The organism is Azospirillum oryzae (assembly GCF_008364795.1).
Taxonomy (GTDB): Bacteria; Pseudomonadota; Alphaproteobacteria; order Azospirillales; family Azospirillaceae; genus Azospirillum; species Azospirillum oryzae.
The window spans coordinates 351,994-375,515 of record NZ_VTTM01000002.1; the positions used below are offsets into that span (position 1 = coordinate 351,994).

Genomic DNA, 23,522 nt, shown 5'->3' on the forward strand with positions numbered 1-23,522 from the left:
CCCCTGCCTCAATGCGGCGGCCGGATCGGCGCCGGATCGGCGGGGCGGGAACCGACGCGGCTGCCCGCCTGTTCTCCGGCTCAAGCATCGCTGCACCGCCGCAAGTCAAATCCCACAAGTTATGCTGGGGAATTCCCCGGATTCCGTCCTTATCGCAATTGATATTGATTCGCAAAACAGACATCACGCCCTGGCTGTATTTTGTGCATCCCGCGACCGACCCAAATGATAGTGACTATCAACTACATTTATGTTTCTGCGGGAGATTTTTATTGTGCGAGTCCTTCATCTGTGACAAGGTGCGTCAAATTGTCCATTTCGGAGCATTCCATCATGCAAGGCGATCAAGGGGTCCTGGACCGTTTGAACAAGCTGCTCACCGGCGAGCTGAGCGCGGCCGACCAGTATCTGTCCCACGCGCGCAGCATGGAGGACATGGGCCTCAAGGCGCTGAGCGAGCGCATCTCGCACGAGCGGATGGAAGAGCTGGAGCATGCCGACAAGCTGATCCGCCGCATCCTGTTCCTGGAAGGCACGCCCGACGTCGCCAGCCGCGACCCGATTCACATCGGCAAGACCGTTCCGGAGATGATGCGGAACGACCTGAACCTGGAATATGAGGTGGTGGCCGCCCTGAAGGAGGCAATCGCCTATTGCGAGCAGGTGAAGGATTACGACACCCGCCGTATCCTGCTGGAACTGCTGGTCGACACGGAAGAAGACCATGCGCATTGGCTGGAACAGCAGCTTGGCTTGATCGACATGCTCGGCGTGCAGAATTACCTGCAGTCGGCCATGGGCGGCTTCCCCACCTGAGCGGAGGACGGATCATGAAAGGCAACAGCGACGTCATCGCCCAGCTTCAGATCGTCCTGAAGGACCAGCTGACGCAGATCAACCAGTATTTCCTGCACGCCCGCATGCTGAAGAACTGGGGCGTCAAGGCCCTGGGCAAGTGGGAGTATCACGCCTCCATCGAGGTGATGAAGAGCGCGGACGAGATCATCGAACGCATCCTGTTCATCGAGGCGATCCCCAACCTCCAGGATCTCGGCAAGCTGCACATCGGCGAGGATGTGCCGGAGATCCTCTCCAGCGACCTCGCCGCCGAGCGCGAGGCCCGCGACCGCATCGCCAACGCCATCGCCGTGTGCGAGGAAAAGGCCGACTACGTGTCGCGCGACGAGCTGTCCGAACTGCTGGAAGAGTCGGAAGAGCGCATCGACTATCTGGAAACCCAGCTGAGCCTGATCGACGACATCGGCCTGCCGAACTACATCCAGTCGGCGATGGGCGAGTTCAAGGACTGAGTGGGATTGGGGGGCGAGAGCAGCTTGCCCCCTCAAACCCGCCCCAGAATCTCCTCCGCCAGCGCCTGCATCTCCGCCGCCGCCTGGGTCTTGCGTGCGGACTCCGTCACCGACAGGCCGGTCATCAGCGTGCCGGCATAGGCGGTGCGGTTGCCGACCTGAGCCGTCGCCAGATCCACCGCCGGCGGATCGACCAGTTCATGCACCTTGGCGATCAGTTCGTCGGCGATGCGGGCGCGCGGCGGCACGCGGTTCAGCACCAGCAGCAGCCGGCGCTTCTCCTGCGCCGCCAGATCGATGGTCGGATGCACCGCCCACAGGTCCATCGGGCTCGGCTGCACCGGGGCGATCACCAGCGTGGCGGCACGGACTGCGATGCGCGCCTCCGTCTGGGCGTGCGGCGGGCTGTCGATCACCACGATGTCGTGGGCACGCGCAAGCTTCTCCACCTCGGCCTGGGTGCGCCAGCCGGTGATCTGCACATGGGTGAAGCCGGGCTGCCCGCCGGTCGCCTCCGACCGCACGGCGTGCCAGCGGGTCAGGCTGCCCTGCGGGTCGATGTCGACGGTGGCGACGCGGTATCCAAGCTGCGCCCAGGCGATGGCGAGGTGGGCCGCCAGCGTGGTCTTGCCGGCGCCGCCTTTCTGCTGCGCCACGGTGAAGACCTTGCCCGTCATGCCCGTACCCATCATGTTGTGTTCGGTGATTGCGCACTCCCCTCATAACCTTGGGCATGGCACCGGTGCAACCGCGCGAATTGACACCAGCGCCGCTCGGGCTAGAAAGACGCCGTGACCGACCATTCCGCACCCGATACCGGTGAGAAGCGCCCGGCGCTGATCCCGGCCACCCCCGCCGGCATCGCCCGCGCGGCCGAACTGCTGCGCGCCGGCCGTCTGGTCGCCTTCCCGACCGAGACGGTCTATGGCCTGGGCGCCGACGCCACCGACGACCGCGCCGTGGCGGCCATCTTCGCCGCCAAGGGCCGGCCGCAGTTCAATCCGCTGATCGTCCATGTGCCCGATCTTGTCGCCGCCCATTCCTGGGGCCTGTTCGACGACCGCGCCCATGATCTGGCGACGCAGTTCTGGCCCGGTCCGCTGACCATGGTCGTGCCGCGCCCGGCCAACTCCGCCCTGTCGCTGCTGGTCAGCGCCGGGCTGGACAGCATCGCCATCCGCGTGCCCAACCACCCGGTGGCCCAGGCCATCCTGCGCGCCACCGGCAAGCCGATCGCCGCCCCCAGCGCCAACCGCTCCGGCGCCGTCAGCCCGACCACGCCGCACCATGTGCTGGAAAGCCTGGGCGACCGGGTCGACGCCATCGTCACCGGCGGCAAATGCATGGTCGGCCTCGAGTCCACCGTCATCGACCTGACCGGGCCGGAGGCGGTGCTGCTGCGCCCCGGCGCCGTGCTGCCCGACGAGATGGAACGGCTGATCGGCCCGGTCCGCCTGTCGGCCGGCGACCCGACCGCGCCGAAATCGCCTGGCCAGCTGGAAAGCCACTACGCCCCGAATGCGGCGGTGCGCCTCAACGCCTCTTCGGCGGAAGAGGACGAGGCGTTCCTAACCTTCGGCCCCGACCGCTTCGTCTTCGGCGGCGCCACCCGCCTGAACCTGAGCCTGGAAGGCGACCTGAACGAGGCGGCGGCCAACCTGTTCTCGCACCTGCGCAGCCTGGACCAGAGCGGGGCGAAGCGCATCGCCGTGATGCCGATCCCGGAGGTGGGGCTGGGCATGGCGATCAACGACCGCCTGCGCCGGGCGGCGGCACCGCGGGGATAAGGGCGCCGCCGGCCTCCGCCCTGATCCAGCGGAGAAAGGCGGCCACCGCTGGCTTTTCCTCCGCCCCGCCCGGATAGACGAGGTGATAGGCGAGGCCGTTCGACAGACGTTGGTCGAACAGGACGATAAGCCGCCCCGCCGCGAGATCGTCCGCGGCAAAACGGTCCCGGACCAGCGCTATTCCCAATCCAGCCTTGGCAGCATCCATCACCCCGTTGCCATCGGCAAAGACCGGCCCGCGATCCGCGCCCGCATCCGGCACGCCCGCGGCTCGGAACCAGAGCGCCCAGTCCCCGCGGTGCTCATCATGCAGAAGCCGGTGAGCCGCTGGCCCTCCTGCCGGATCGGCTGCCAGATCGGCCGGATGCCGAATCGGTGGTGCGGCACGCAGATAGTCGGGGCTGCACACCGGAACCAGTTCGTCGTCGATCAACCGCTCGGCACATAGGCCTTCGTAGGCGCCCAGCCCGTGACGTATTGCGACGTCGACGCGGTCCTGCGCGAAATCGACGAGCCGGTTGGTGACCCCGATCCGTACGTCGATCCCTGGCGTGGCCGCCTCGAAACGCGGCAGACGCGGAACCAGCCATTGAACGGCGAAGGCCGGGGTGCAGGACAGTGTCAGTTCCGGCCTGCGAAGCCCCGCCGTGAGTTCCGCGGTCGCGTCCCGGATCAGGCGGAAGGCGGTCCGGATGGCCGCATGATAGGCCGCCCCCTCGACGGTCAAGGCGAGGCTGCGCTGCTTGCGTTCGAACAGCCGCAAGCCGAGCGCCGTTTCCAACTCCTTGACCTGGAGGCTGACCGCGCCCGGCGTGACGTTCAGCTCTCGTGCGGCAAGCGTCATGCTGAGGTGACGCGCGGTCGCTTCGAAGGCGCGCAGGCCGGAAAGCGGGGGCAAAGAAAGCGTCATGATTTAGAAAATCTCAATAGCATGCGGAGAAATGCTCGTTTGTCCAATATCAGGTCTGAACATTAATTTTAGCCCAGCTCGATTGAGCAGGAAAGGCCGGCCATGGCAATTCCACCGCAAGAAACGGATCGCCGCCGGCAGACACCGCCGTGCAGGATGCCGGAACCGGCATGTCCAGGCCCGGACACACATACACACGAACATTCATAAGCCATCAATGGAGGCCGCCCGATGACCGCACCAAACCAGAAGCGGATGGACCTGACCGACTGGAGCCTGCTGGTCGCGCTTTCGATCCTGTGGGGTGGGTCCTTCTTTTTCGTCGGCATCGCCGTGCGGGAATTGCCGCCGCTCACCATCGTCGCCATGCGGGTCGCGCTGGCGGCCCTGGCACTCGGCGGGCTGTTGCAGATCCTGGGACTGCCGATGCCGCGCGACCGCCGGACATGGATCGCTTTCTTCGGCATGGGGGCGTTGAACAACCTCGTTCCCTTCTGCCTGATCGTCTGGGGACAGACCCAGATCGCCAGCGGCGTCGCCTCGGTCCTCAACGCCACCACGCCGCTGTTCGGCGTGATGGTCGCGCATGTCCTGACCCGGGACGAGAAGATGACCGGCAACCGGCTGGCGGGAGTCCTCGTCGGCTTCGCCGGTGTGGCGGTGATGATCGGACCGTCGGCATTGGACGGGCTTGTCGGAGCCGGGCCGGGAAACGGGTTGCTGCCACAGCTCGCGGTGCTGGGCGCCGCCCTCTCCTATTCCTTCGCCGGCATCTTCGGCCGGCGATTCAAGAACATGGGCGTGTCGCCCCTGGTCACCGCGACGGGGCAGGTCACCGCCTCCACCCTGATGCTGGTGCCGGTGGCCCTGCTGGCCGATCGACCCTGGATCCTGCCCATGCCCAGCGCGACCGCTTGGGGAGCCATCATCGGCATCGCCCTGCTGTCCACCGCCCTGGCCTACGTCATCTTCTTCCGTGTCCTGGCTTCGGCCGGCGCGACCAACCTGATGCTGGTCACGTTCCTGATCCCGGTCAGTGCCATCCTGCTGGGCGGCCTGTTTCTCGGCGAACGGCTGGCGGTCAGGCATGGGGTCGGGATGGCGCTGATCGCCTGCGGCCTCGCCGCCATCGATGGAAGGTTGTTCGCACGCCTGGGACAACACAGATCCGCATCGGCCGCCAAGGGATAGAAAATGCTCGGCGAAGACGTTAGAAGGGAACGATTGTAAGCCCCTTAACCTGCTTCGGACGCCTTGCCATGACCGTCGCCGCCGCTCTCGACCAGATCCGCGCCATCGTCGGCCCGTCCGGCATCCTCACCGATGCCGCCGACATGGCCCCCTACCTGTCGGAGTGGCGCGGGCGCTTCAAGGGCAACAGCCCGGCGGTGGTCCGCCCGGCCAGCACCGAGGAAGTCGCGGCGGTCGTCAAAATCTGCGCCGAGGCCGGCATCCCCATCGTGCCCCAGGGCGGCAACACCAGCCTCGTCGGCGGCTCCATCCCCTACGAGGAGGGGCGCGAGATCGTGCTCAGCCTGTCGCGCATGAACCGCATCCGCGACATCGACACGCTGAACTATACCATGACGGTGGAGGCCGGCGTGGTTCTGACCAGCATCCAGGAGGCCGCGGCCGACGCCGACCGCCTGTTCCCGCTGAGCCTGGGTGCGGAGGGCACGGCGCAGATCGGCGGCCTGATCTCCACCAACGCCGGCGGCATCAACGTCCTGCGCTATGGCAACACCCGCGACCTCGTGTTGGGACTGGAGGTGGTTCTGGCCGATGGGCGCGTCTGGGACGGCATGCGCCGCCTGCGCAAGAACAACACCGGCTACGACCTGAAGAACCTGTTCGTCGGCGCCGAAGGCACGCTGGGCATCGTCACCGCCGCCGTGCTGAAGCTGTTCCCGCGCCCGCGCCAGTCGATCACCGCCTTCGTCGCCGTGCCCAGCCCGGCCGCCGCCATCGAGCTGCTGGCCCGCCTGCGCGCCGCCTCCGGCGATGCCGTGTCGGCTTTCGAGCTGATGTCGCGCCGCTGCCTGGATTTCGCCATGAAACACGTCGCCGGCACCATCGACCCGCTGTCGGAGCCGTCGCCCTGGTATGTCCTGACCGAGCTGACCGCCGGCACCCGGTCCGACGCCTTCCAGGAGACGGTGGAGACGGCGCTGGGCGAGGCATTCGAGGCCGAGCTGGCGACCGACGCCACGCTGGCCCAGTCGGACGCCCAGGCCAAGCAGCTGTGGTTCATCCGCGAGGCCATCGTCGAGGCGCAGAAGTTCGAGGGCGGCTCGATCAAGAACGACGTGTCGATCCCGGTGTCCCGCGTCGCCGAGTTCATTGAACTGGCGGAAGCGGCGGTGGCAGTGGCCTGCCCCGGCATCCGTCCGACCCCCTTCGGCCATGTCGGCGACGGCAACATCCACTTCAACCTGAGCCAGCCCGAGGGTGCCGACACCAAGGCCTATCTCGACCGCTGGGACGAGATCTGCCACGTCGTGAACGAGGTGATCTTCAAGCTCGACGGCTCGATCTCCGCCGAACATGGCGTCGGCCGCTTCAAGAAGGACGAGATGCCGGTCATCAAGGGTCCAGTGGAGTTCGACATGCTGCGCGCCATCAAGGCGACGCTCGACCCCAAGGGCCTGCTGAATCCGGGGAAGATGCTGCCCTGAACACCTCTTCAACGGCCGCCCGCGTCATAATATTGCGGGGGACAGGCTTGCGGCGAAAGACGTATGGCCGCGCTTGTCCCCGGCGCGACACAAGGCTATGGTGCGGCCTCCGATTGTTCTGCGCCTGTCGTACCGCGAGAGAGAGTTTTTCCGATGTCCAAGCCGCGCACTCTGTTCGACAAGATTTGGGACAGCCACGTCGTGCATCGCCAGGACGACGGCACCTGCATCCTCTACATCGACCGCCATCTGGTCCATGAAGTGACCAGCCCGCAGGCGTTCGAAGGACTGCGCGTCGCCGGCCGCAAGGTGCGGCGTCCGGAAGCCACTCTCGCCGTGCCCGACCACAACGTCCCCACCACCGACCGCTCCAAGGGCATCGTCGAGGAGGAGAGCCGGATCCAGGTGGAGACGCTGGACAAGAACGCCCGCGACTTCGGCGTCCGCTATTTCCCGATGGACGACGTCCGCCAGGGCATCGTCCACATCGTCGGCCCGGAACAGGGCTTCACCCTGCCCGGCGCCACCATCGTTTGCGGCGACAGCCATACCGCCACCCACGGTGCGTTCGGTGCGCTGGCCTTCGGCATCGGCACGTCGGAGGTGGAGCATGTGCTGGCCACCCAGACCCTGCTGCAGAAGCCGGCCAAGAACATGCTGATCCGCGTGGACGGCAAGGTGAACCCGGGCGTCACCGCCAAGGACATCGTGCTGGCCATCATCGGCAAGATCGGCACCGCCGGCGGCACCGGCTACGTCATCGAATTCGCGGGCGAAGCCATCCGCGACCTGTCGATGGAAGGCCGCATGACCGTCTGCAACATGGCGATCGAAGGCGGCGCCCGCGCCGGCCTGATCGCCCCGGACGAGAAGACCTTCGCCTACGTCCAGGGCCGCGCCCTGGCTCCCAAGGCCGGCGCCTGGGAACAGGCCGTCCAGTATTGGAAGACGCTGCCGTCGGACGAGGGTGCGGTCTATGACGCCACCGTCGTGCTGAACGCCGCCGACATCGTCCCGCAGGTCACCTGGGGCACCAGCCCGGAAGACGTGCTGCCGATCACCGCGACCGTGCCGAACCCGGCCGAGATCGCCGACGCCGGCAAGCGCGCCGCCGTCGAGCGCTCGCTCGCCTACATGGGCCTGACCCCCGGCCAGCCGCTGACCGAGGTGAAGGTCGACACCGTCTTCATCGGCTCCTGCACCAACGGCCGCATCGAAGACCTGCGCGCCGCCGCCGAGGTTGCCAAGGGCCGCAAGGTCGCCGAGGGCGTGCGCGCCCTGGTGGTTCCGGGCTCGGGGCTGGTCAAGGAGCAGGCCGAGGAAGAGGGTCTGGACAAGATCTTCACCGAGGCCGGCTTCGAGTGGCGCGAGCCCGGCTGCTCCATGTGCCTGGCGATGAACGCCGACCGTCTGGCTCCCGGCGAGCGCAGCGCCTCGACCTCCAACCGCAACTTCGAAGGCCGTCAGGGCCGCGGCGGCCGCACCCACCTCGTCAGCCCGGCGATGGCCGTGGCGGCGGCGGTGACCGGCCATCTGGCCGACGTCCGCGCGCTGTAAGACTGTAAGGTTTGGTCGCTGGAGGGGCAGGGTCGGGGGTTTCCCTCGTTCCTGCCCCTTTTGCTTGGAACGTCGCTTCGCGCCTGTAAGACGGCCTGCCGCCTCACCGGGTATGCGCCTCCGGCGGCGCCTTGGTGTCGGGCATCGGCGTGCCGTCGCCGCCCAGGAAGAACAGGTTGCGCAGGAAACCCGGCGCCAGCACCGCCAGCGGGTTGACCGACACGTCCGGGTCGGACAGCGGTCCCTGCACGTGCCAGGTGGCGGAGAAGATGCCCTGGCCCTCGCCGCCGCTCAGGATGTCGCCCAGCAGCGGGATCTGGCCGATCAGCCGGTTCAGGCCATAGACCGGAACGATGGTGCCCTGCAGGTTGGCGGTTTCCGTCTCCAGGTCGATCTGCCCCTCCAGCGTCAGGCCGAGCGCCGAGCCCGAGGTGCGCAGATCCTTCAGCGTCAGCAGCCGGCCCTCCTTGCGGAAATCCGCCACCATCCGGCCGAAATTGACGCCTTTGCCGCCGCCCAGCAGCTCGGCGAAGCCCGACGGCGAGATCGCGTTCAGGATGCGGGCCAGCGCCGGAACGTCGATCAGCGTGTAATCGCGGATCTCGGCCTTGCCGACGATGGCGGCATCGGCCCGCGGCTCGGCAGAGCGGCCGGTCAGGGTCAGCCGGCCGCCGCGCATGCGGTCGTTCAGATCCATCGCCTGCAGGGCGGAGCCCAAATCGTCGGCGTTGATGGCGAGATCGTAGACGCCCTGCGGACCCGGCCGCCATTTCAGCGACACGCCGCCGCCTTCGCTGCGGCCGGTGAGGTCGAGCAGGGTCCAGGCGGCGGCGTTCCGCCGCATGGTTCCCGAGACCTGCCGCAGCCGCCGTCCCTCGCCGAACACCACCGAATCGAACTTGATGGTGACGTCCAGCGGCGTCTTGCGGCCATCGTCGGTGGGGGAGGGCGGCTTCTTGGGCGGCGGTGTGACGGCGCCCTCGCCGGACGGCGTCTTGCCGGTCAGGCCGCGGGCGTCCAGGCTGGCGCCGGTGATGGTGCCGGCGTAGCCGCCGGCCGGCCCGCCCGGCTTGGCGGGAGGCAGCACGGTCAGGTCGGCGCGCAGGTCGGTCTGGCCCAGCTTGAAGCTGGGGGTCTGCACCCGCGCCACCCGTTTGCCGCCGTCGGCCAGCTCCAGGTTGGTGACGCTCTTCAGCCCGCCGGCGTCGATGGTCAGGTTGCTGATGCGGGTGGGGCGGTCCTTGTCGAACTCCAGCGTCAGCTTGCCTGTGCCGGGCTTTCCGGGCGGCTTGGCCCAGCCCAGCTCCTCGATCGACAGCCGGGTCTTCTCCAGGTTCAGATTGCCGGTCAGCAGCAGCTTGTGCTTGCGGTCCACCGTGAACAGGATGTCGGCGCCGAAGGGACCCTGCACCCGGTCTTCCAGATCGATGCCGTGGGCGCGCAGATCGTCGGCGGTGGCGTCGCCCTTCACCGCGATGCGGGTGCGCGGCCCCTTGGCGGCGCTGTCGAAGGACTCGTTCCAGTCGACGGTGACGGGAATGCCGTCCAGCTTGGCGGCGCCCTTGATCTGCATCGCCTTGAGGTCGAGCGCCAGCGACAGCTCGCCGTCGGTGGCGTTCAGCCCGGCCGCGACCTTCTCCACCGCCACCTTGTGCAGCTTGCCGGTCACGTCCAGCTCCAGCTGCTCCACCTTCAGGTCGGCCAGTAGGGGGAAGGCGAAATGCAGCTGCGCCTCGGCGGTGCCCTGGGTGCGCTTCGGGTCCATCTCCAGCTTGGTGGGATAGCCCAGCGGCGGCATGTCGATCAGGGTCAGGATGGAACGCACCGGTCCTTGGACCGGCAGGCGGATGTCCATCGTCTCCTTGCCGATGTCCAGCCCGCCGATCACCACCTTGCCGTCGCCGATCTCGATGTCGCCCGATTTGGGGTCGGCGATCCGGCCGCCCTTGGTCAGGACGGTGAAGGTCTTGCCGTCGGTCGTCGCCTCCAGTCCCGCGCCGGTGACCGGCGTCAGGTCGTGGAAATAGCGGACGCTGATGTCCTGCCCGGCCATGGTGGCGAGGAAGCGCGTCTGCTCGGGCGGTCCCGACCCGTCGAGTGGTACCGAGAGGTCCACCTCCGCCCGCGCCTCCGTCACCGTCCCGTGCGACAGGTTCCGGGTCACCCATTCCCGCGCGTTGCGACCGGCGACGGTCGGCCAGTAGCGGTGCAACTCGTCCAGCGCGACGCCGCGGGCCGCCGCCTGCACCTCCACCGCCATGCGGTCGCCCTGGCGGAGCGCGGTGCCGCTGGCCTCGACCTTCGGCTGCGGCCCGCCGGTCTCGCCCAGCACGGCGCTCAGCCCATCCAGTTCGATGCGGTCGCGGTCGCCATGCAGGCGCAGCCGGGCCGATTCGATCGGCAGCGGCCCTTCGAACAGGTCGGGGCGGAGCAGATGCCCGCGTCCGGCGGTGATGTCGGCCTTGCCGCCGGTCGGCTGCAGCGACGGGTCGAAGGTGACCTCCACCGTTCCCGACAGCGGCAGGTCGGCAGCCTTCAGCGGTTCCAGCGGCGGGGCGAGACCGGCGACGGCGGCGGGGGTGAAGCCGGTCAGCCGCGCGGTGGCCCGGCCATCCTTGTCCGGCCCCTGCCGTCCCGACAGCTCCAGCCCGGCGGTCCGGCCGCCGGCGGTCAGCGACAGGCTGGCCTGGAGGGCACGCTCGCCATCGGTTTCCACCAGCTCGCCCCGGCCACTCAGGCCCAGCGGTTCGCCGCCATCCGCCGCCGCCAGCGATAGATCGTCGATCCGCAGCCGCCGGCCCGGCACGTCCAGGCTGCCGCGCAGCTCCAGGCTCCGCACCGCGAGCGGCTCCGGCCGCAGGGCGGCGGGCAGGGCGACGCTGCCGCTGCCGCCGCGCAGGTTCAGATCGACCGTCGAGGGTTCGAAGCGCGGGTCCAGCCGCGCCGAGACCGTGCCGGACAGCGGCAGCTTCACCGCCGACAGCGGCTCCATTGCCGGCCCGACCTCCGCCAGCGCCGCCGGCTCCAGCCCGTCGACCGACAGGGTCAGGTCGGTGGTGGCGTCGGCGATGTTGTAATGGCCGGCGGCGGCGACGGTCACCGCTTGCGTCGTCGCCCTACCACCGGAGTTGCCCCCGGCATTGCCCAAATCCAGCGTGACGCGGGCGCGGCCCTGGGCGCCCTGGGAGTCGCGGGTCAGCACGACGTCGGCGCGCGTGGCGTGCCAGGACAGATCGAGCATGCGGTTCTCGACCCGCAGGTCGGCACCCACCACCGACAGCCGGCGCAGCAGACCCAGCGGCCGGTCGATGTCGGGCGGGCGGCGCAGGCTGTCCAGCGCCTCGTCCATCAGGTCGGGGCCGGCATTCTCGGAACTGCCGGCGGACTCGGCGTCGGCACGCACGTCGAAGGCGAGGCTGCCATCGGCGCGGCGCAGCACGGTCAGGCGCGGCCGGACCAGATCCAGGCGCGTCGGCGACAATGTGCCGCGGAACAGGGCCGGAATGGAGAAGCCGATGCCCATCTCCGGCACCGCCGCCAGTTCCGCTCCTCCGGCATTCAGGGCCTGCACCCGGCGGGCGCGCAGGTCGAGACGCCGTCCGTCGGTGTTCTCAATCCCGTCCTCGTCCTCCAGCGACAGCACCAGTTCGCCGATGTCGATGTGGAAGCGGCCGTCACGGTCGCTCAGCGCCTGCTCGACATAGGGGATCAGCGGATCGAGTGCGATCGGCCCCTGCGACAGCCGCCACGCGAACAATCCGCCGGCGGCAAGCGCCACGGCGCCGACCCCGGTCAGCGTCAGGCCGAGGATCTTCGCGGTACGGCGGATCATCGGGCACCGTCGGAAAAAGAAGGAGAATCGGTCCGATTGACCTTCACGCCCGACACGTGCAGCTTTCTGCCCATGATTTGAGCAGGAAAGACGGTTGCCATGCCCAGCCCCATCGCGTTCTCAAGCCCCTTGCCGAAGCCCTTCGATGCCGCGCAGGCGTCGTTGGGGATGGAGCGCTGGCGCCAGCAGGCCGCCGCGGCGGAGCCGGAGACCCGCGCCTGGGCGGAGGCCTTCGCCGATTCGGAGCACGGCCGGGCGCTGATCGAGGCGGTGTGCGGCAACAGCCCGTATCTCGGCCACAGCCTGACGCGGGAACTGCCCTTCGTCGCCCGGACGGTGCAGGACGGCTTCGACGACACCTTCGCCGCCCTGATCGCCTCGCTCCATGCCGAGCATGGCGAGGAAAAGTCGATGGACCGGCTGATGGCGGGCTTGCGGGTGGCAAAAAGGCGCGCGGCGCTGCTGATCGCGCTGGCCGACATCGCAGGGGCGTGGCCGCTGTTCCGCGTCACCGGCGCCCTGTCGGAGCTGGCGGAGACGGGGGTCCAGTTGGCCGCGAATTTCCTGCTGCGCCGCGCCGGGGAGGCGGGGACGCTGACGCTGCCGGATCCGCAGCGACCGTGGGTCGGTTCGGGCCTGATCGTTTTGGGCATGGGTAAGCTTGGCGGGCGCGAACTCAACTATTCCAGCGACATCGACCTGATCGTCCTGTACGACGACGCTGTTGTGCAGACGCCCCAGCCGGACAACCTCGCGCGAACCTTCATCAGGCTCGCACGCGATCTTGTCCGCATTATGGATGAACGGACCAAGGACGGCTACGTCTTCCGCACCGACCTTCGGCTTAGGCCGGATCCGGGCGCGACGCCGCTGGCGGTTTCCGTCTCCGCGGCCGAAATTTATTACGGCAGCGTCGGCCAGAACTGGGAACGCGCGGCGATGATCAAGGCCCGCCCCATCGCCGGCGATCCGGAGGCGGGGGCCGCCTTCCTCCGCTTCCTGGAGCCCTTCGTCTGGCGCCGCAACCTGGATTTCGCCGCCATCCAGGACATCCATTCGATCAAGCGCCAGATCAACGCCCACAAGGGCCACCGCGAGGTGACGGTCAACGGCCACGACATCAAGGTCGGCCGCGGCGGCATCCGCGAGATCGAGTTCTTCGCCCAGACCCAGCAACTGATCTTCGGCGGGCGCGACCCGCGCGTGCGCATCGCCCCGACCCTGATGGCGAACGAGGCGTTGCGCGACGTCGGCCGCGTGCCGCCGCAGACGGTGGAGGAGCTTGCCGGGGCCTATCATTTCCTGCGCCGTGTCGAACACCGCGTCCAGATGATCGACGACCAGCAGACCCACCGTATTCCCGCCGACGATGCCGGGGTGGCGCATCTGGCGACCTTCCTCGGCTACGGCGACCCCGCCGCCTTCCGGGCGGAGCTGCTGGCGACGCTGGGGCAGGTCGAGGACCGCTATGCCGAGCTGTTCGAGGAGGCGCCGTCGCTCTCCGGCCCCGGCAATCTGGTCTTCACCGGCACCGACCCCGATCCCGGCACGGTGGAGACGCTGAGCGGCATGGGCTTCGCCGATCCGGCGCGCGTCATCAGCGTGGTGTCGGCCTGGCACCGCGGCCGTTACCGCGCCACCCGGTCGGGACGCGCGCGGGAGCTGCTGACCGAGATGACGCCGGCCCTGCTGAGCGCGCTGGCCAAGACGCCGGCCCCCGATTCGGCGTTGATGAACTTCGACGATTTCCTTGGGAAGCTGCCCGCTGGCGTCGGGCTGTTCTCCCTGTTCGTCGCCAATCCCTGGCTGCTGGAACTGGTGGCGGAGATCATGGGCATCGCGCCGCAGATGGCGCAGACCCTGTCGCGCAACCCGTCGCTGCTGGACGCCGTGCTGTCGCCGGACTTCTTCGATCCGCTGCCGGGCAAGGCGGACGGGCTGGCCGACGACCATGCCCGGGTGATGGCGCCGGCCCGCGACTTCGAGGATGCGCTGACGCTGGCCCGGCGCTGGACCAACGACCAGCGCTTCCGTGCCGGGGTGCATATCCTGCGCGGCATCACCGACGGCGACCGCTGCGGCGCCTTCCTGGCCGATCTGGCCGACATCGTCGTTCCCGACCTCGCCCGCCGGGTGGAGGAGGAGTTCGCCCAGCGCCATGGCCGCATCCCCGGCGGCGCCTGGGTGGTGGTGGCGATGGGCAAGCTGGGCAGCCGGCAGCTGACGATCACGTCGGACATCGACCTGATCGTCATCTATGACGTGGCGCCGGGCCAAGGGAGCGGTGGGGGGCCGCGCCTGTCCGACGGCACAAAGCCGCTGTCGCCCAACGAATATTACATCAAGCTGACCCAGCGCCTGACCAACGCCATCACCGCACCGATGGGCGACGGGCGGCTCTACGAGGTCGACATGCGGCTGCGCCCGTCGGGCAATGCCGGGCCGCTCGCCACCTCGCTGGACGCCTTCGTCAAGTATCAGGCCGCCGACGCCTGGACCTGGGAGCATATGGCCCTGACCCGCGCCCGCGTGATCGGCGGCGATCCGGAACTGGGGGGCCGCGTCCAGGCGGCGATCCGGTCGGTGCTGACCGCGCCGCGCGATGCCGACCGGCTGCTGTGGGATGTCGCCGACATGCGGCGGCGAATCGAGAAGGAGTTCGGGACGACCAATGTCTGGAACGTCAAATACGCCCGCGGCGGCCTGATCGACATCGAGTTCATCGCCCAGTACCTGCAACTGCGCCATGGGCACGAGCGGCCGGACATCCTGCACATCGGCACCGCCAAGGCGCTGCGATGCGCCGCCCGGACCGGCGCGCTGGACCCGGAGGTGGCGGAGGATCTGGAAACGACTCTGCGGCTGTGGCGGCGCGTGCAGGGCTTCCTGCGGCTGACCACCGCCGGGGTGCTCGACCCCAATCAGGTGTCGCCCAGCCTGCTGGCCGGGCTGGTCCGCACGGCCTTTCCTGACGAGCGTGAGCCTGACGGTGTTGACTTCCCTGAACTGGACCACAGAATCCGTGCCGTCGCCGCCCGCGCCCACGGCCATTTCAAGGCCCTGGTCGAGGAACCGGCGGGCCGTCTGGCCCCACCCACCACCACGGCCCCGGCCTGAGGGTTTCCGATCCCCGCCGGCAGGAAGAAGGATAGTCGAGCAGCCATGACCGTAGACGTCGGATCGCCCGCCCCGGATTTCACCATGCCGACCGACGGCGGGGGCAGCGTCACGCTGTCGGCCCTGCGCGGCAAGCCGGTGGTGCTGTATTTCTACCCGAAGGACGACACGTCGGGCTGCACGTCGGAGGCCTGCGGCTTCCGCGACCAGCTGCCCGACTTCTCCGCCGTCGATGCGGAGGTGATCGGCGTCTCCAAGGACAGCGTCGCCAGCCACGACAAGTTCAAGGCCAAGCACGAACTGACCTTCACGCTGGCCTCGGACACCGACGGCACCGTGTGCGAAGCCTATGGCACCTGGGTTGAAAAGAGCATGTACGGGCGCAAGTACATGGGTATCGACCGCGCCACCTTCCTGATCGACAAGGACGGCATCGTCCGCAACGTCTGGCGCAAGGTGAAGGTCACCGGTCATGTCGCCGCGGTTCTGAAGGCCGTGCAGGCGCTGTAACCTTCAACGGGAAGGTGGGGCGCCTTTTTCTCCCGGCATGGACCGGACGGGAAGGGCGCCCTGCCGGCCCGGCTATTCCCCCGGCGTGTGGGCGTACGCCCGAAGGGTATTTTTAGAATCGCCCCAAACAAGCCTACACTTCGTGCATTCCCGCACCAGAGGCCGCGCAACCCACCGCGGTTTTGGTCCTTCGGCTGCCCCAGGGATGCACATGCCATGAACGTTGCGAACATTGCCCGGCGCCTCGTCGCCGGAGAGCTTCACTATGCGCTGGGCCGGTTCGAATCGGTGCGGCGCGGCTACAGTGCCCTGCGTCGCCTGTCTCCCCGGTCGCGCCAGCGGGCGCCGGCCGGCCCGCCCATATCGCTGCCTCCGCTTCCGGTCAGCCTGTTCCCCGGCCAGACCATCGACCGCGCGTTGGCCGACCTGCGGCGCGACTCGATCGCGCTCGGTTTCGATCTGCCCTGGCCGATGGTGGAGGAGATGGTGGAGTTCGCCACCCACTCCCCCCTGCAGCGGCGGCTGCGCGACGACCGCGTGTTCTATCGCCACAATGTCCGCAAGGGCCGGCTGGAGGATGGGTCGCCCGCGGTGATGGGCATCGTCCCCGATCCGCTGGATTGCCCGGCGGTGCGCCGGGTCTGCCGCGATCCGCTGCTGATGCAATGTGCCGGGGCGTTCCTGGGCTTCCCGGCCACCAAGATCATCCCGCGCCTGTTCTGGAGCTTCGTCACCGACGCCACCGACGACGAGCGGCGGCAGCTGGGTCAGACCATCGACTGGCATTACGACGTCCACGACTTCCATTTCTGCTCGGCTCAGTTCTATTTGACCGATGTCGGGCCGGGGTCGGGGGAGCATGCGCTGGTCCGCGGCAGCCATCACGGCAAGTCGCTGCGCATGCTGCTGGGCTCCGCCAACGCCCGCGACGAGGAGCTGTTCACCCGCTTCGCCCGCGACCGCATCCTGGTGGTGGAGGGACCGGCCGGCACCGGCTTCCTGGAGGACACCTCCTGCTACCACCGCGCCACCCCGCCGGCCAGCCGCGAGCGGCTGATGCTGCAGCTGTGGATCAGCTGAGCTAGACTGGTCCGCATCGTCACTGGGGAATGCGGATCGGATGATGGAAGCGAAGGACGGGCTGCGCACGGTCGTCGGCCTGATGAGCGGCACCTCGATGGACGGCATCGACGCCGCCCTGCTGCGCACCGACGGCCGCGACCGGGTGGAGGCGCTGAGCTTCCTGACGATCCCCTATGACGACGGCTTCCGTGCCCGTCTGCGCGGCTGTCTGGGACGGACGGACAGCGGCGAGACGGTTGCGGAGGTCGAGCGCGACCTGACCGACGTCCATGCCGACGCGGTGCGCCGCCTGCTCGACAAGGCGGGCGTCGCGGCGGCGGCGGTCGATCTGATCGGCTTCCACGGCCACACCATCCACCACGATCCGGACCGGCGCATCACCCGCCAGATCGGCGACGGCGCCCGGCTGGCGGCGGCGACCGGCATCGCCGTCGTCAACGACTTCCGCAGCGCCGACGTCGCCGCGGGCGGGCAGGGGGCGCCGCTGGTCCCGCTGTTCCACCGGGCGCTGGCGCATGGGCTGCCGCGTCCGCTGGCCGTCCTCAACATCGGCGGCGTCGCCAATGTCAGCTGGATCGGCCCCGAATCTGCGGACGGGGAAGCCGATGTCGTCGCCTGCGATACCGGTCCCGGAAACGCCCTGATCGACGACTGGGTGCTGCGCCACGGGCTCGGCCGGTACGATGCCGGCGGCGCACTGGCGGCGTCGGGGCGGGTGGATGACGCGGCGCTGGCCCAACTGATGGCCCACCCCTATTTCGGCCGTCCGGCGCCCAAGTCGCTGGACCGCGACGCCTTCGATCCGGCGCCGGTGGCGGCATTGTCGCCCGAGGACGGCGCCGCCACCCTGACCGCCTTCACCGCCCTGTCGGTCGCCCGGGTCGTGCCCCACCTGCCGGCCGCGCCGGTGCGCTGGCTGGTCTGCGGCGGCGGGCGGCACAACGCCACGCTGATGGCGATGCTGGCCGACCGGCTGGGCGTGCCCGTCGAGTCGGCCGATCTCGTCGGCTGGGACGGCGACGCGCTGGAGGCGCAGGCCTTCGGCTATCTGGCGGTGCGCAGCCGGCTGGGACTGCCTCTCAGCCTGCCGGCGACCACCGGCGTGCCGGCGCCCATGCCGGGCGGGGTGTTCCACCCGAAACCCTAATCCGCGGTCGACTCCAGCAGGTCCGCCAGCGCCGACTGCTGGTCGACGCCGCGGAAGTCGGTCTTGCGCTCCATCGCGGCGGCGAGGCGGCGGCGGTAGTCGGTGCGTGGGATCTCGATGGCGCCGAATCGGCTCAGATGCTCGGTCACGAACTGGGTGTCGAGCAGGGCGAAGCCGGCGGCGCGCAGCCGGGCGACCAGATGGACCAGCGCCACCTTGCTGGCCCCGGTCTCGCGGCTGAACATGCTCTCGCCGAAATAGGCGCCGCCGATCGACACCCCGTACAGCCCGCCGACCAGCCGGCCGTCGCGCCAGCATTCCACGCTGTGGGCGAATCCGCTGTCGAACAGGTCGCCGTAGAGGCGGACGATGTCGTCGTTGATCCAGGTCTTCGGCCTGTCCTCCGTCGCCGCGGCGCAGCCCTCGATCACCGCGCGGAAGGCGCTGTCGAAGCGCAGTTCGAACGGGCAGCGCCGCAGCGTCTTGCGCAGGCTGCGCGGCACATGGAAGCCGTCCAGCGGCAGGATGCCGCGGAGTTCGGGGTCGAACCAGTGAAGCTCCCGCGATTCGGCGCTTTCGGCCATCGGGAAGATGCCGGCGGCGTAGGCACGCAGCAAGATCGGTGCGGACAGGGTGAACATGCCGGTCACTATACCCGCTGATGGGGCGGAACGCGCAAACGTTCGGCCGAAGTTTGGCTGAGTGATACTGGTGTCGAGACCCCGCGACAGCAATCTCCTTCCATGGTATGCAACGCAGGGAAGCACATCCGTGGGGAAGACTGTCATGCGAAGCGCCGTCGCCGCCATTCTGTCCGTCATGGTTGCCGAACTGCTCGCCGCAAGCCCCTCCTGGGCGCAGAGACGGGCGGAGCCGGGCAACTTCGACTATTACCTTCTGTCGCTGTCCTGGACGCCGACCTATTGCGCCCGCGACAAGAACGGCCCCGATCCCGACCAGTGCGGCGACCGCAAGTACGGCTTCGTCGTGCATGGCCTGTGGCCGCAATACAATGACGGCAGCTATCCCGCCACCTGCACCCGCGACCGCAACCTGCCCAAGGCGGTGGTGGACCAGACCATGCCGGTGATGCCCAGCGTCGGACTGATGATGCATGAATGGCGCAAGCACGGGACCTGCTCCGGCCTGAACGCCACCGACTATTTCGCCAAGCTGCGCGCCGCGGCGTCCAAGGTGGCGATCCCGGAGCAGCTGAAGGTTCCCGGCCCGACCGTGCCGGCGACGCAGGTGGAGCGCCTGTTCCTGGAGGCCAATCCCGGCCTGACGGCGGAGGGGGTGGCGGTCGTCTGCTCCCGCCGCGACGTGGCCGAGGTGCGGGTCTGCCTGAACAAGGATCTGGGTTTCGTCGCCTGCGGCCAGAAGGTGGTCGACCGCTGCCGCGACCGCGACGCCGCCCTGTCGCCCGACGTGGTCCCGGCCCAGCCGCGCCGCAGCACGACTCCGCCCGCCACCCCGCCCGCCGCCCCGGCCCTGCCGCCGGCGCCTGCTGCGGCACCCGCCCCGGCGCAGTGAGGATCAGCCGCCCGTCCCCTCCGCCAGCGACGCCATCACCGCCGGGATTTCCGCCAGCAATTCGCGGGCGAGGAATCCCAGCGGGCCGATCCGGCTGCTCAGCCGGTTGCCGGCCTCGCCATGCAGGTAGACCCCCCAGATGGCGGCCTGTTCCGGACTGGCGCCGCGGGCCAGCAGGCCGGTGACGATCCCGGCCAGCGTGTCGCCCGAACCGGAGGTCGCCAGCCCGACCGTGCCGTCGCGATAGGCCCAGGCGCGGCCGTCCGGCGCGACGATGCGGGTGCAGCCTCCCTTCAGCGCCACCACCGCCTTCAGCCGGGCCGCCGCCCGCCTTGCGCTGCCGAGCGGGTCGGCATCCACTTGTTCGCGCGGGCAGCCCAGCAGGCCGGCCATTTCGCCGGCATGGGGAGTGACGACCACGCGGCCTGCATGCCGGTGCAGCGGCGCCGGGTCCTGCGCCAGCCCGGCCAGCGCCCCGGCATCCAATACGAATCGTGGGCCGTCCCCACCCGGATCCAGCCGCCTCAGCAGGTCGGCGGTCAGGGCCGCCGTTGCCGGTTCGTCCATCATGCCGGGGCCGATCAGCACCGTGTCGCAGTGCGAGGCCCGCTCGGCCAGCGCCTGGGCCGACTCGGCGGCAATCCCGCCCTCCGGCGTCTCATGCAGGCCGGCGACCAGGGCTTCCGGGAGTGCGAGGCCCAGATGCGCAGCGACGCTGGCCACGGTGGCGATCTGCAGCTTGCCGGCCCCCGCCCGCAGCACGCCGATCCCGGCCAGCAGGGCGCCGCCCGGCACCGGCACGCTGCCGGCCACCACCAGCGCCCGGCCGCGGGTTTCCTTGTCGCCGTCACCATCCGGCTGGGGTAGGGGCATGCCGCGCAGAAGCCCGGCGGTGATGGGGATCTCGGCGTCCAATCGGCTCTCCTCGGCGGGCGGCCCTCAGCGGGCGGTGATTTATCGGGCGGCAACGGCAGCATCCGGTTCGGCGGTGACCGGGGCGCCGGCCTCCTCCAGCGGGGCGACGAAGTTGTAGCGGTGCAGCAGCAGTCCGCCGCGCGGCCCGACCTGGGCATCGAAGCGGTATTCGGTGACGGAGCAGTTGGCGACGTCGCCGGCCGCGTCGATGGCCAGGATTTCCTCCTCCGTCATGTTTTCCAGCAGATAGCGCAGGCACAGCACCACCACCTGGTGCCCGACGATCAGCACCCGCCGGCCGCCGTGATGCAGGCTGACGGTGTCGAGCGCGCTGCGCAGCCGCAGGATCACATCACACCAGCTCTCACCCCCGGGCGGGCGGTGATAGAACTTGCCGAGCAGGCGGCGGAATTCGGCCTGTTCCGGGAATTCCTGGCGGATGCCGGCGCTGGTCAGCCGGTCGAGCACGCCGAACTCCTTCTCGCGCAGCCGCTCGTCGATCACGAAATCGGCCGGGTCGATCGGCAGCCCGCCCGATTGGTGCAGCCGTTCCGCCGTGCGCAGCGCCCGGCGATAGGGCGAGGTCAGCACCACGTCCGGCCGCTCCACCGCCGGCATGGCGGCGAACCATCGGCCGAGCGCATCCGACTGCCGCTCGCCCAGCGGGCTGAGCGGTACGTCGACGTCGCGTTCGTCGATGTTGATCCGGACATGTCCGGCGGCGTGGGCGGCGTCGCGCGCGACGTTCCCGGCGCTCTCGCCATGGCGGACGATCCACAATCGGTCGGGCCAGCGCTGTTGCATCGGCGATCCCATTCCCTGGCAGGCGAAACTGTCGGAAATAACCGCCGGGCGGGTCGAAAGGTCCCTCTGCGGTGCAGGTCACGGTATGGCAGCCATGCTGCCCGTTCCGCAGCTGTGGCGACGCGGCACCTTGCCGGTGGCGCCGGCCGGGCCACACTTTCCTGTCCAGTTTCCAACCAGCAGCCAGTCTTCAATCATACAGGATGGATCGGACATGACGGACAGCCAGGACGCGGCCTCCTTGTTCCAGCCGGTGACGGTCGGGCGTTATACCCTGCCCAACCGCATCGCCATGGCGCCGCTGACCCGCAGCCGCACCGACAACGCCACCGGCGTGCCGACCGCGATGAACGCCGAATATTACGCCCAGCGCGCCAGCGCCGGTCTGATCATCGCCGAGGCGACGCAGATCTCGCCGCAGGGCAAGGGTTACGCCTACACCCCCGGCATCCACAGCGCCGAACAGGTGGCGGGCTGGAAGCTGGTGACCGACGCGGTCCACGCCAAGGGCGGGCATATGTGCCTGCAGCTCTGGCATGTCGGCCGCATCTCCCACCCCGATCTGCAGCCGGGCGGAGCCCTGCCGGTGGCGCCGTCCGCCGTCAAGCCGGAGATGAAGGCCTTCACCGTCGACGGCTTCAAGGACATTCCGACCCCGCGCGCGCTGGAACTGTCGGAACTGCCGGGCATCGTCGAGGATTACCGCCGTGCCACCCGCAACGCGCTGGCCGCCGGGTTCGACATGGTGGAGGTGCATGCCGCCAACGGTTATCTGATCGACCAGTTCCTGCGCGACGGCACCAACAGGCGCACCGACGCCTATGGCGGTTCGGTCGAGAACCGCGCCCGCTTCCTGTTCGAAGTGCTGGACGCCGTGGTGGCGGAGGCCGGGGCCGACCGCGTCGGCATCCGCCTGTCGCCGTTGAGCCCGGCCAACGACGCCCAGGAAAGCGACCCGGTCGGCACCTTCAGCCCGGTGATCCGCCGCCTGAACGACTACGGCCTTGCCTATCTGCACATGATCGAGGGGGTGACCCGCGGCCCGCATCCCGGATTCGGCGGCGATCTCGCCGAGCTGCGCGCGCTCTACAAGGGCCGCTACATGGCCAACAACGTCTATGACCGCGCCATGGCGATCCAGGCGACCGCGAGCGGCCATGCCGACATGATCGCCTTCGGCCGGCCCTTCATCGCCAACCCGGACCTAGTGGAGCGGCTGCGCATCGACGCCCCGCTGGCGGAGCCGGACCAGAAGACCTTCTATGGCGGCGACCGCCACGGCTACACCGACTATCCGACGATGAGCCGGTCGGTCGCCTGACCCGCCGCCGCACGGCCTGCGTGCAAAAGCCCTTCCGAGTCGCGCCGGGACCGGCAGGCGGAGGGTGCCGGACAGGGGTGGCGAAGCGGCACTTCGGTGCCGCTTCGGGCGGTCGCAAGCACCGGGGATGCCGCAAGCGTGAGCCTGGGGTGAGGCATTTAAAGGCGATTTGGTCATCTTTCCTTTGGAAGGCTTGACCTGGGACCGGATCCCTGTGACAAAAGACATTCGGCACACTCTATGAGCTTGAAGACACATGTTCGACCGCCCGCCCCGCCAGGGCTTCCGCGCTCCCGAGATCACCAAGTCCAACGTCACCGCCACCGTGAAGTGGTTCAACCCCACCAAGGGGTTCGGCTTCGTGTCGCCTGAGGACGGTTCGCCCGATGCCTTCCTGCACGTCTCTGCGGTTCAGGCCGCCGGCTACGACGCGCTGGACGAAGGCACCACCATCACCTGTGACCTGGCCCGTGGGCCGAAGGGTCCGCAGGTGGCCTCCATCCACTCGGTCGATGCGTCGACCGCTCAGCGTTCGGCCCGTCCGCGGACCGGCGGCTTCGACCGTGGCGGTTTCGACCGCGGCGGCTACGATGCCGGCGGCGCCGGTGGCGAAGAAGTCGACGGCACCGTGAAGTGGTTCAATGCCGACAAGGGCTTTGGCTTCATCACGCCCAGCACCGGTGGCAAGGACGTCTTCGTCCACGTCAACGTGCTGCGCCGTTCGGGCATGCAGACCCTTCAGGAAGGCGATCAGGTGCGCGTCACCGTTCGCCAGGGCCAGAAGGGTCCGGAAGCGGGCAAGGTCGAGTACCTGTAAGGCTCCGGGAACTCCGGGCCTCGGCCGCGCGGCGTTCGTCCTTTCCGGACGCGCGCCACACCGGCCGGCTCCGCTTGGCTGAATAGCCTCTTGAGGTCCTGAGCCGTACCGGCTGCCGACCTCCCGGTGAGAATCCGGACTTTCAGCGCACGGCGCCTCCCTTCGGGGGCGCGCCGTGCGTTCCTGTCTTTTATGCTGCTGCTT

Annotated in this window: 19 protein-coding genes; 13 read left to right on the top strand and 6 right to left on the bottom strand. The window is 69.0% G+C overall.

The features are described from left to right. The first annotated feature begins 333 nt into the window (after positions 1-333). A complete protein-coding gene (bfr, locus tag FZ938_RS07645) occupies positions 334-816 on the top strand; it encodes a bacterioferritin (RefSeq protein ID WP_149197990.1) in 483 nt (160 codons plus the stop codon). A gap of 14 nt (positions 817-830) precedes the next feature. Then, positions 831-1,310, top strand: a complete 480-nt coding sequence (gene bfr / locus FZ938_RS07650; protein ID WP_149197991.1) for a bacterioferritin — start codon at positions 831-833, stop codon at positions 1,308-1,310. A 32-nt stretch (positions 1,311-1,342) separates the two neighbouring features. Here the strand turns inward: bfr (FZ938_RS07650) and parA are convergent, their stop codons facing one another. Continuing rightward, positions 1,343-1,987: a ParA family partition ATPase gene (gene parA, locus FZ938_RS07655; protein WP_149197992.1), complete on the bottom strand. Its 645-nt coding sequence runs from the start codon at positions 1,985-1,987 to the stop codon at positions 1,343-1,345. 114 nt (positions 1,988-2,101) lie between these two features. Between parA and FZ938_RS07660 the strand changes: the two genes are divergently transcribed. Beyond that, the gene (locus FZ938_RS07660; RefSeq protein WP_149197993.1) at positions 2,102-3,097 is read left to right on the top strand and encodes an L-threonylcarbamoyladenylate synthase; all 996 of its coding nucleotides are present in this window, start codon (positions 2,102-2,104) and stop codon (positions 3,095-3,097) included. Here the strand turns inward: FZ938_RS07660 and gcvA are convergent. After that, positions 3,057-4,007, bottom strand: coding sequence for a transcriptional regulator GcvA (gene gcvA, locus FZ938_RS07665; protein WP_149197994.1), 951 nt, complete (start codon positions 4,005-4,007; stop codon positions 3,057-3,059). The two genes, FZ938_RS07660 and gcvA, sit on opposite strands and share 41 nt — an antisense overlap. Positions 4,008-4,238: 231 nt before the next feature. On the opposite strand from gcvA, the gene FZ938_RS07670 reads away from it, so the two are divergent. The 3 genes from FZ938_RS07670 (at position 4,239) to leuC (ending at position 8,239) form a co-directional block, all read left to right on the top strand. Then, positions 4,239-5,198, top strand: coding sequence for a DMT family transporter (locus FZ938_RS07670; RefSeq protein WP_174757224.1), 960 nt, complete (start codon positions 4,239-4,241; stop codon positions 5,196-5,198). 68 nt (positions 5,199-5,266) lie between these two features. After that, a complete protein-coding gene (locus FZ938_RS07675; RefSeq protein WP_149197995.1) occupies positions 5,267-6,682 on the top strand; it encodes an FAD-binding oxidoreductase in 1,416 nt (471 codons plus the stop codon). Between the two features lie 153 nt (positions 6,683-6,835). Further along, the gene (gene leuC / locus FZ938_RS07680) at positions 6,836-8,239 is read left to right on the top strand and encodes a 3-isopropylmalate dehydratase large subunit (RefSeq protein ID WP_109150871.1); all 1,404 of its coding nucleotides are present in this window, start codon (positions 6,836-6,838) and stop codon (positions 8,237-8,239) included. A gap of 103 nt (positions 8,240-8,342) precedes the next feature. Here the strand turns inward: leuC and FZ938_RS07685 are convergent, their stop codons facing one another. Continuing rightward, on the bottom strand, positions 8,343-12,071 hold the full coding sequence (locus FZ938_RS07685; RefSeq protein ID WP_149197996.1) for a YhdP family protein: 3,729 nt from the start codon (positions 12,069-12,071) through the stop codon (positions 8,343-8,345). A 99-nt stretch (positions 12,072-12,170) separates the two neighbouring features. Here FZ938_RS07685 and FZ938_RS07690 point away from each other — a divergent pair, with 99 nt between their 5' ends. The 4 genes from FZ938_RS07690 (at position 12,171) to FZ938_RS07705 (ending at position 17,928) form a co-directional block, all read left to right on the top strand. Further along, positions 12,171-15,188, top strand: coding sequence for a bifunctional [glutamine synthetase] adenylyltransferase/[glutamine synthetase]-adenylyl-L-tyrosine phosphorylase (locus FZ938_RS07690; RefSeq protein ID WP_149197997.1), 3,018 nt, complete (start codon positions 12,171-12,173; stop codon positions 15,186-15,188). A 45-nt stretch (positions 15,189-15,233) separates the two neighbouring features. Beyond that, positions 15,234-15,698, top strand: a complete 465-nt coding sequence (gene bcp, locus FZ938_RS07695; RefSeq protein ID WP_149197998.1) for a thioredoxin-dependent thiol peroxidase — start codon at positions 15,234-15,236, stop codon at positions 15,696-15,698. 216 nt (positions 15,699-15,914) lie between these two features. After that, a complete protein-coding gene (locus tag FZ938_RS07700; protein WP_149197999.1) occupies positions 15,915-16,778 on the top strand; it encodes a phytanoyl-CoA dioxygenase family protein in 864 nt (287 codons plus the stop codon). Between the two features lie 40 nt (positions 16,779-16,818). Then, entirely contained in the window at positions 16,819-17,928 is a 1,110-nt protein-coding gene (locus tag FZ938_RS07705) for an anhydro-N-acetylmuramic acid kinase (RefSeq protein ID WP_149198000.1), read from the top strand. Here the strand turns inward: FZ938_RS07705 and aat are convergent. Next, positions 17,925-18,569 (bottom strand): leucyl/phenylalanyl-tRNA--protein transferase, encoded by a 645-nt coding sequence (gene aat / locus FZ938_RS07710; RefSeq protein WP_149198001.1) that lies wholly within the window; start codon positions 18,567-18,569, stop codon positions 17,925-17,927. The two genes, FZ938_RS07705 and aat, sit on opposite strands and share 4 nt — an antisense overlap. Before the next feature lie 145 nt (positions 18,570-18,714). Here aat and FZ938_RS07715 point away from each other — a divergent pair, with 145 nt between their 5' ends. After that, on the top strand, positions 18,715-19,461 hold the full coding sequence (locus FZ938_RS07715; RefSeq protein ID WP_149198002.1) for a ribonuclease T2 family protein: 747 nt from the start codon (positions 18,715-18,717) through the stop codon (positions 19,459-19,461). Positions 19,462-19,464: 3 nt separating this feature from the next. On the opposite strand, the gene FZ938_RS07720 is transcribed toward FZ938_RS07715, so the two are convergent. Both FZ938_RS07720 and FZ938_RS07725 read right to left on the bottom strand, forming a co-directional pair. After that, a complete protein-coding gene (locus FZ938_RS07720; protein WP_246457701.1) occupies positions 19,465-20,376 on the bottom strand; it encodes an NAD(P)H-hydrate dehydratase in 912 nt (303 codons plus the stop codon). Positions 20,377-20,415: 39 nt separating this feature from the next. Beyond that, positions 20,416-21,180, bottom strand: coding sequence for a histidine phosphatase family protein (locus FZ938_RS07725; protein ID WP_149198003.1), 765 nt, complete (start codon positions 21,178-21,180; stop codon positions 20,416-20,418). A gap of 214 nt (positions 21,181-21,394) precedes the next feature. On the opposite strand from FZ938_RS07725, the gene FZ938_RS07730 reads away from it, so the two are divergent. Together FZ938_RS07730 and FZ938_RS31330 are read left to right on the top strand one after the other, a co-directional pair. After that, positions 21,395-22,501: an alkene reductase gene (locus FZ938_RS07730; RefSeq protein ID WP_149198004.1), complete on the top strand. Its 1,107-nt coding sequence runs from the start codon at positions 21,395-21,397 to the stop codon at positions 22,499-22,501. Between the two features lie 256 nt (positions 22,502-22,757). Further along, positions 22,758-23,318 (top strand): cold-shock protein, encoded by a 561-nt coding sequence (locus FZ938_RS31330; protein WP_149198005.1) that lies wholly within the window; start codon positions 22,758-22,760, stop codon positions 23,316-23,318. Positions 23,319-23,522 lie beyond the last annotated feature (204 nt).